The organism is Nostoc sp. (genome assembly GCF_036919675.1).
Taxonomy (GTDB): Bacteria; Cyanobacteriota; Cyanobacteriia; order Cyanobacteriales; family Nostocaceae; genus Nostoc.
Map to the genome: position 1 here is coordinate 1 of NZ_JBALCP010000080.1, position 8,304 is coordinate 8,304.

Annotated in this window: 6 protein-coding genes and 1 pseudogene; 6 read left to right on the forward strand and 1 reads right to left on the reverse strand. The window is 43.3% G+C overall.

The window, feature by feature from the left end; genetic code table 11:
- The first annotated feature begins 117 nt into the window (after nucleotides 1–117).
- The 5 genes from V7K49_RS17970 (at nucleotide 118) to V7K49_RS17990 (ending at nucleotide 6,059) form a co-directional block, all read left to right on the forward strand.
- Entirely contained in the window at nucleotides 118–1,443 is a 1,326-nt protein-coding gene (locus tag V7K49_RS17970) for a mechanosensitive ion channel family protein (protein WP_335206682.1), read from the forward strand.
- Between the two features lie 184 nt (nucleotides 1,444–1,627).
- Nucleotides 1,628–2,599, forward strand: coding sequence for a CobW family GTP-binding protein (locus V7K49_RS17975; protein ID WP_335206684.1), 972 nt, complete (start codon nucleotides 1,628–1,630; stop codon nucleotides 2,597–2,599).
- A gap of 71 nt (nucleotides 2,600–2,670) precedes the next feature.
- Nucleotides 2,671–3,729 carry a WD40 repeat domain-containing protein gene (locus V7K49_RS17980; RefSeq protein WP_335206686.1) on the forward strand — a complete coding sequence of 353 codons (1,059 nt, stop codon included), beginning with the start codon at nucleotides 2,671–2,673 and terminating at the stop codon, nucleotides 3,727–3,729.
- 78 nt (nucleotides 3,730–3,807) lie between these two features.
- Nucleotides 3,808–4,080 (forward strand): hypothetical protein, encoded by a 273-nt coding sequence (locus V7K49_RS17985; RefSeq protein WP_335206687.1) that lies wholly within the window; start codon nucleotides 3,808–3,810, stop codon nucleotides 4,078–4,080.
- Between the two features lie 374 nt (nucleotides 4,081–4,454).
- The gene (locus V7K49_RS17990) at nucleotides 4,455–6,059 is read left to right on the forward strand and encodes an NAD(P)H-quinone oxidoreductase subunit N (RefSeq protein ID WP_335206688.1); all 1,605 of its coding nucleotides are present in this window, start codon (nucleotides 4,455–4,457) and stop codon (nucleotides 6,057–6,059) included.
- A gap of 149 nt (nucleotides 6,060–6,208) precedes the next feature.
- Here the strand turns inward: V7K49_RS17990 and V7K49_RS17995 are convergent, their stop codons facing one another.
- Complete coding sequence (locus V7K49_RS17995) at nucleotides 6,209–7,153, reverse strand: glycosyltransferase family 2 protein (RefSeq protein ID WP_335206689.1); 945 nt, start codon at nucleotides 7,151–7,153, stop codon at nucleotides 6,209–6,211.
- Between the two features lie 73 nt (nucleotides 7,154–7,226).
- Between V7K49_RS17995 and V7K49_RS18000 the strand changes: the two are divergent.
- A pseudogene (locus V7K49_RS18000) lies at nucleotides 7,227–7,938 on the forward strand (IS1 family transposase).
- Nucleotides 7,939–8,304: the final 366 nt, after the last annotated feature.

An 8,304-nucleotide genomic window follows, 5' to 3' on the forward strand; every position in this document is an offset into this window, starting at 1 on the left:
GATCAGTGAGAATTCTTTGAGTTGCATTCAATCTCAGTACACTTGGGTGATAACCCTCAGTTTATCTGCTTTTTGGCTTAACCGAACCGTATTGAAACGACTCGGCCTTTAAGGCTGGTGACAGTAACAGAGCCAGATGCTGACTACCACGGGAAAACTCTAGAGGAATTGGCGCAGGATTGGCAAAAAATATTACAAGCAGAAGTGGAACGCATTAATAGACTCTTCTCGCATAAGGTATTGTTGCAACGGATTTGGCAGGCACTGCAAATTAGCATCGGCTTACTGTTGGGGAGTGTTGTGTTGTGGTTACTGCGGCGAACTCTAATTCGCAAACACACGGCATTGCAAGTACGCCATCAAGAGCATATAGCTGCGGTAAAACAGGATGTGGTCAAGCGATCTGAGGTAGAAACATCCACAACTATTCACACAATAGAGACCAGCGAAAAGAAAACAGAGCCAGACACCATCGCCGATGGGCGATCGCACTTTCTAGAAATGATCCAACACCAGTTCAGCCTCAAGCGCCAACTGGGGATCTATTCTCTTCTCACATTGCTACTGTTTTGGGCATTTATTCTGATGTGGTACATCGGGATTGTGGTCATCATGTTTCGCGTCCCCTACCTCATGAGATGGTGGACGGAGGCTGTAGCCAGGCCCCTGGCGCTACTGATTGTTTGGTTTTTCATCACTCTTGTTATTCGGATCGGTAAAACCTTAATTGACCGCCTCACTGATGTCTGGATAACCCATCCCTCTCTCCCCTTGAGTGAAACTCAACGGATTGCACTGCGAGCTGCAACAGTTTCCGGCGCACTCAAAGGATTAATCACTTTTGTTTTTATCACCTTGGGTATCTTGCAGTCTTTAAATATATTTAATATGCCTACCAGTTCAATTTTGGCAGGGGGTGCTGTCATCGGTATTGCAATTTCTCTTGGTTCTCAAGGTCTGATTAAAGATTTGGTCAATGGCTGCTTGATTTTGATGGAGGATCAATTTGCTGTGGGAGATGTAATTGAGATTGGGGATAAAAGCGGACTGGTGGAAAATCTCAACCTGCGGGTGACTCAACTACGTAATGACGAAGGTAAACTAATTACCATTCCCAATAGCAATATCACGAATGTCAGCAATCTAACCCGCCTCTGGTCACGGGTAGACTTTTCCATTGTGGTGGCCTATGAAAACGACCCCAAGCAGGTTTTAGAGATTCTCAAGCAAGTATGCAAACAATTGTATAGCGAAGTAGAATGGCGCGATCGCCTACTAGAATCGCCCCAAGTGTTGGGGATTGATGACCTATCCCACATGGGTATGTTAGTGCGCGTCTGGATTAAAACGGCACCTATGGAACAATGGAGCGTTGGGCGAGAGTTCCGTCTACGGGTACGGCAAGCCTTTGAAGCAAACAATATTCAGATTGACGCAAATTGAGGATTGTCAGCCGAAAACGAATAATTTAGCTAAATCATAAAAGTATGAGGAGCAGTAGAACAAATAAACTTTTTCACCTTCGACCAACAATTTTCAATAGCAAAGAAGTCAGCACAAAAATATAAAAAGATTTATCATAGGCGATAATGATTATCCACAAGGTAAGACAAGAGGAATTTAGAGTATGGTGGCTGACGTAATCAACAATTCAGTTCCCGTTACTGTTCTTACAGGCTATTTGGGAGCAGGTAAAACGACTCTACTCAATCACATCCTCACCTACGAACATGGCAAAAAAGTTGCTGTGATTGTCAATGAATTTGGGGAAGTGGGTATTGATAATCAATTGATTATCGATGCAGACGAAGAAATATTTGAAATGAACAATGGCTGTATCTGTTGTACAGTCCGCGGCGACTTAATTCGGATCATCGGCAATTTGATGAAGCGGCGCGATAAATTTGACCATTTAGTAATTGAAACGACTGGATTAGCCGATCCAGCACCAGTGATTCAGACATTTTTTGTTGATGAAGATTTGCAAAGCCAACTGTCACTAGATGCGGTGGTGACAGTCGTAGATGCCAAGCATATTTGGCAGCATTGGGATGCAGACGAAGCACAAGAACAGATTGCCTTTGCCGATGTAATTTTACTTAATAAAACTGATTTAGTAGCGCCAGAAGAGTTGGATGAATTAGAAAAACGGATTCGGGCGATGAATGCGATCGCAAAAATCTACCGTACCCAAAATTCTGAACTAGGAATGGATGCTTTATTAGGTGTAAAAGCCTTTGATTTAGACCGGGCATTAGAAATTGATCCAGATTTCTTAGGCGAAGATGCTCATGTACACGATGAAACTGTCTTTTCTGTGGCTTTAGTAGAAGCAGGTGCAGTTGATGGAGAAAAATTAAACGCTTGGATTTCCGAGTTACTGCGTACCCAAGGCCCAGATATCTTTCGGATGAAAGGCATTTTAAATATTGCTGGAGAGGATAATCGATTTGTGTTTCAAGGAGTGCATATGATATTTGATGGCAAACCCGATCGCCCCTGGAAACCAAGTGAAACTCCTAAAAACGAACTGGTATTTATCGGTCGCAACCTTGATGCAGACCAACTCAAGCAAGATTTTCTCGCCTGTCTGGTATAAAAAGCGAGTTAGGAATTATGAGTTAAAAATTCAAAACTCCTAACTCCTAACTTCTAACTCCTGTAGAAAATATGAACTCCACAACCAAATCTAAGGAATTTGAACAACATTATTCGGGGACACTTTCAGATTATGTAACTGCGATCGCTTGGTCGCCACAAGGTAAAACTTTAGCAGCAACTTCCGCCGCCGGGGAAGTAGTTCTGTGGAATGATGGCGAACTCACAACCTTACAAACTGGTAACGGTAAATCAGTAGACTGTCTTGCCTTTTCGCCAGATGGAAAATTTTTAGCTATTGGTGGACAGAATGGACAAGTAAAAATTTGGCAGAATACTGAATTAATCGTCACTTTAGAAAATGCCCCCGCATGGGTTGACAAGCTAGCTTGGAATTACACTAGTAACCAACTGGCTTTTAGTTTAGGGCGTTACGTCCAAGTCTGGGATGCAGATACTCATGAAATTGTCGTGACGCTGAATTTCGACAACTCTTCAGTATTGGGTATAGATTGGCGCATTGACGGACAATACTTAGCCATTAGTGGTTATAAGGGAGTCAAGATTTGGCATAGTCAAAACTGGGATGAAGAACCGTACAGCCTGGATACGACTACTGTTAGTCTCGCTATGGCTTGGTCGCCCGATGGCAAATTCCTGGCTTCTGGCAACATGGATCGTAGTGTCACTGTTTTGGAATGGAACAACCCTGACCCTTGGGTAATGCGTGGCTTCCCTGGTAAAATTCGCCAATTGGCATGGTCAGAAGCTACCACCAAAGTGGGTGCGCCGATACTGGCATCTTCTAGCGTTGAAGGTATTGTGGTGTGGGAAAAGCTAGAGGATGATTCCTTAGGTTGGGAAGCGCGAGTCTTAACTAATCATGTAGATGTGATCAATGCGATCGCTTTTGCACCTAAAAGCTTCCTTCTCGCTTCTGCTGCTGCTGACGGCTGGTTGTGTTTGTGGAACCAAGCCAAGGAAGTATCCCAAATTATCACAGGTGTCTCAGGAGGCTTTTCTAGCCTGGCTTGGCATCCTCAAGGCAATTTACTGGCCGCAGGTGGTGAAAAGGGCGAATTAGTTGTTTGGTCGAAGGTTTTGCGGGGTCAAGGATTTGGGCGTAGTTAAGCAATACTCACTACTTGAAATTGAACCCCGGCAATTTATTAGCTATCCTGTATCAGCAAAGGTATCTTTGTGAGAATTATGAAAATAGTCAAACTGATTTTACTTGCCTGTCCTGCCCTTCTGACATTTATGCTGCTGGTAGTCAATCCAGCACACGCATCCAGCCTGAAATCTGCATATGCTACACAAATTATTACGGTAGCATCTACACTACAAATTCCTGATTTAGCAATACCAAAGTTGACTCAAATATCTAATCCGATTATTGATCAACTTGGTTGCAATTGTGCAAACTGTGTTCAAGCTAAATTTCAGTCGCTACAAGGCAAACTGCCATCTGTCGATTTTTAATAAAGTTAGGAGTTATGAATACTGTAGGGGCACAGCAATGCTGTGCCCTGATTAATTTTAATCAGCTTTATTATGCGTGACGATTGCCTACGGCACACTATGCGAACGCCTACGGCACGCTACGCGAACGCGCTGGCTGTGGCATGATTATTTATGTAATCAAGATATTCGCTGAAGGTCACGCCTGAAAAAAGAAGTAGGAAAGCTGTTCAGTGAATTCCTAGATACTGAGAAAGCCACTGAAGTTGGTGCAATCGCGTATCTCTACCCAAGCTGTTAAGCTCTTGAACAAAAGAGCTAGTCCCGGAATTGGAAAACTTGCTAGAGTGAACAGAGTTAGCCTTAATGTCTAATCGCCAAAACCTATACATCTCATGGATTTTGCTAATATTGCATCCCAGTTAAATGCTGGAACGATTTTGCCAGAGGGGATTGTTATTCTCACCCTCTTGGGGGTTTTGATTGTTGATTTGATTTTGGGGCGTACATCCGCGCGCTGGATTGGATATCTAGCGATCGCAGGTTTGCTGACTTCGATCATCGCCCTATACTTCCAATGGGATGCGCCAAATCCCACCTCCTTTACTGGTGCTTTCATTGGTGATGACCTCAGTATCGTCTTTCGCGGCATCATTGCTTTGTCTGCCGCTACCACTATACTGATGTCAATCAGCTACATTGAACAGAGTGGCGCTGCTTTAGCAGAATTCATCGCTATTTTGTTGAGCGCTACTCTAGGAGGGATGTTTTTATCCGGGGCTAGTGAGTTGGTGATGATTTTCATCTCCCTAGAAACCCTGAGTATCTCCTCTTATTTATTGACAGGTTATACCAAGCGTGACCCTCGCTCCAATGAAGCGGCGCTGAAATACTTGTTAATTGGAGCTTCCAGTACGGCAATATTTTTGTATGGCGTATCACTGCTGTATGGATTATCTGGAGGACAAACGGAACTGAGTGCGATCGCTAATGGTATTGCCACAGCTAAAGCCGGTCAATCTTTAGCTTTAGTGATTGCCCTGGTTTTTGCGATCGCAGGTATTGGCTTCAAAATCTCTGCTGCACCCTTCCACCAGTGGACACCAGACGTTTACGAAGGCGCTCCCACCCCAGTAATCGCCTTTTTATCAGTTGGTTCCAAAGCAGCTGGGTTTGCCCTAGCCATCCGCTTACTGACAACAGCCTTCCCCCTTGTTGCTGACGAGTGGAGGTTTGTCTTCACTGCTCTGGCAGTTCTCAGCATGATCTTGGGTAACGTAGTCGCCCTAGCCCAAACCAGCATGAAACGGATGCTAGCTTATTCATCCATTGCCCAAGCTGGGTTTGTGATGATTGGCTTGATTGCTAGTACACAGGCAGGGTATGCCAGTATGATATTTTACCTACTGGTTTACCTGTTTATGAACCTATGCGGCTTTACCTGCATCATCCTGTTCTCACTACGTACAGGAACCGACCAGATTGCGGAATACTCTGGTTTATACCAAAAAGACCCACTCCTAACATTGGGGTTGAGTATCGCCCTGCTTTCCTTGGGTGGTATTCCACCATTGGCTGGGTTTTTCGGCAAGATTTACTTATTCTGGGCTGGTTGGCAAGCAGGACTTTATTGGTTAGTCTTGCTGGGCTTAGTTACCAGCGTCGTCTCCATCTACTACTACATTCGCGTAGTCAAGATGATGGTAGTCAAAGAACCCCATGAAATGTCCGACGCGGTGAAGAATTATCCACAAGTGCGTTGGGACTTGCCTGGGCTAAGACCTTTGCAGGTCGGATTGGTGGTAACATTAATTGCCACTTCCATAGCAGGAATTTTGTCAAATCCACTGTTTACATTGGCTAACAATTCCATCTCCCATACCCCAATTTTGCAAGCAACAATCAACAGTAATCTAAAAGCACAAAATCTACTGCTTTTACCAAAGTTAGATTCGGTTAGTCAGTCTCAACCCTCAGTTGATTCTACTACTAAGATTTAACCGAGTCTCACTCAATAGAACTTTGTATTACAGGACACGCCTGTTTGCTAATTAGCAGACAGGCGTTTGTTATATCTTTTAACTTAATATTGAGAAAAGCTTGAAACGACCAATTTTTGTTAATGCATATTCCTGGAGCAGAAAAACACCTAAGTTGTCTTCTTGGCTAAAATGGAGCGAACTTGCTGCCGTAACTGCTGAGGGAACAGCCACATAGTTAAGTACAAGTATATGTCAATCGGTCGGAGCTTGCCCCATCGTATAGCTTCCCCCAACAAAGGAAAGAAGGCTTTCCAATCACCTACAAAGGAGGCAGAAGGAGCGATAATTGTTGCAATGAAGCCTGAATAAGCCTTTGGTGTTACTAAATTGCGGTTGTGACGAATCCAATCCAAGGAATATTGCCAGTCCTTGATGTTGCTTAAGCGCTTGATTCCCATTTCTGAATGCCAGATTGACATAGGCTCAGGCACAAACTCTATTCCTACACCTTCGGTAGCACTAACCCGAAGCAACCACTCCCAATCCTCATGTCTGTAAAATTTTTCTTCTAGAGGCATTTTTTGCATTAACTCTTTTTTCACGAAAAGAGTTGAGGTTTGTATGCAGCCCTCTCCTTTAAAAAAGGAGTTACGCGCAAAAAGATATTCACTTAAATGTTCCGAGAGGTTAGGTAGCCTTCTCGGACAAATAAACTTACCTTTGTGAGTATGGGAAATGAAACGACTGGCGACAACTGGAAAATCATAATGGGAATTATTTGCTACTTCAAGTTGACGCTCCAATTTTTCTGGAAGCCATTCATCATCGTCATCTAAAAAGGCTATCCAAGTGCCTTTAGCTTCTCTCACACCAGTATTTCTAGCCCCTGATGGCCCAACATTTTTTGGTAGTTCTATTACTCTCAATCTTGGATCAGCTATCTGAGATAGTCCATTGACTGTTTCCTGATCGGGACCGTCTATGATCACAATCACTTCAATTGATTCCAGCGTTTGAGTTAATGCAGTCATCACACTCTTTGCAACAATTTGTGGTCTATTGCGTGTAGGAATCACGACGCTGACTATTATTTGGTTAGTTTCATTTACCATTGCTAATTTTTTGGGTAGTAATCAAGATGTAATGATAGATAGAGTAGAGGTGATTGCTAATTACTTTTTACCCATGCCTGTCTGCCCAAACTGTGCTTCTTGTAAAACGGTTAAAAATGGTCGCATCCACAACGGGAAACAACGATTCAAGTGTCATGAATGCGGACGGCAATTCGTTGAGCATTCGCCAAAGAAAGTGATTGATTTAGGGACACGAGAATTGATTGACCAACTGCTGCTCTCACGCATCTCACTTGCAGGAATTGCTCGTGCCACGCAGGTTTCTGAGCCAGGGCTGAAAACTACGTGAATGAGAAATATGCGTTAATGCCCCGAAGCGTACAAGTGGCATCAAAAAAAAATGGGGAGTTTAACGATTCAATGCGATGAATTGCGGTCATTTGTGGACAATTTGAGTAACTAAGCAATGGGTTTGGTTAGCGCTCGATGCAGACACGCGCGAAATTGTTGGTATTTATATTGGCGCGGGACCAAGCCTCTGCCCGTCAGTTATGGAATACCTTACAATACGGTCTATCGCCAGTGTCCGATCTTACATCGATTTTGTCCTGTGTATGCGGCAGTGTTACCGAGCAAGCGGCATCGAACAGTGGGAAAAAAGACGGGTAAAACGAGCTACATTGAGCGATTTAATAATACAACATTGAGACAATGTGTGTCCCGATTAGTCCGAAAAACGCTGTCCAATTCTTACGTCGTTAGAGAATCACATTGGTGCCATTTGGTATTTCATTCATTACTACAATACATCATTACTTGTTTAGTACTTCTACAGTCCAAATCCTGATGTGATTCGGATTGTTAGAGGTTGTTTGAAAAGTGTTTTGCTGTAACTTTAGGCACTTTGAAATTCCCTATAACCCCCCTTAAAAAGGGGGGGAACCGGAATCAAAGTTCCCCTTTTTAACAGGGATTTAGAGAGAACTAGAACTTTTGATACCAACAAGAGGATTTTTCAAACATCCTCTTATACGGTCATCTTTTTTACTTATAAAATAAACTTAACACATTGTCAGACATTCACTGACATCTTGAGAAATTAAATAGTGCGATTCGTTGATTAGTGAATCACGGTGTAAGTCCGTAAATAGCTAATCCAACCTGGCAGCAGATTACTGCCATATAAGGTT

Coding starts and splice junctions, on each gene's coding strand:
- V7K49_RS17995 (WP_335206689.1), bottom strand. CDS start 7,153: ATGGTAAATGAAACTAACCAAATAATAGTCAGCGTCGTGATTCCTACA.
- V7K49_RS17980 (WP_335206686.1), top strand. CDS start 2,671: ATGAACTCCACAACCAAATCTAAGGAATTTGAACAACATTATTCGGGG.
- V7K49_RS17985 (WP_335206687.1), top strand. CDS start 3,808: ATGAAAATAGTCAAACTGATTTTACTTGCCTGTCCTGCCCTTCTGACA.
- V7K49_RS17975 (WP_335206684.1), top strand. CDS start 1,628: ATGGTGGCTGACGTAATCAACAATTCAGTTCCCGTTACTGTTCTTACA.
- V7K49_RS17990 (WP_335206688.1), top strand. CDS start 4,455: ATGGATTTTGCTAATATTGCATCCCAGTTAAATGCTGGAACGATTTTG.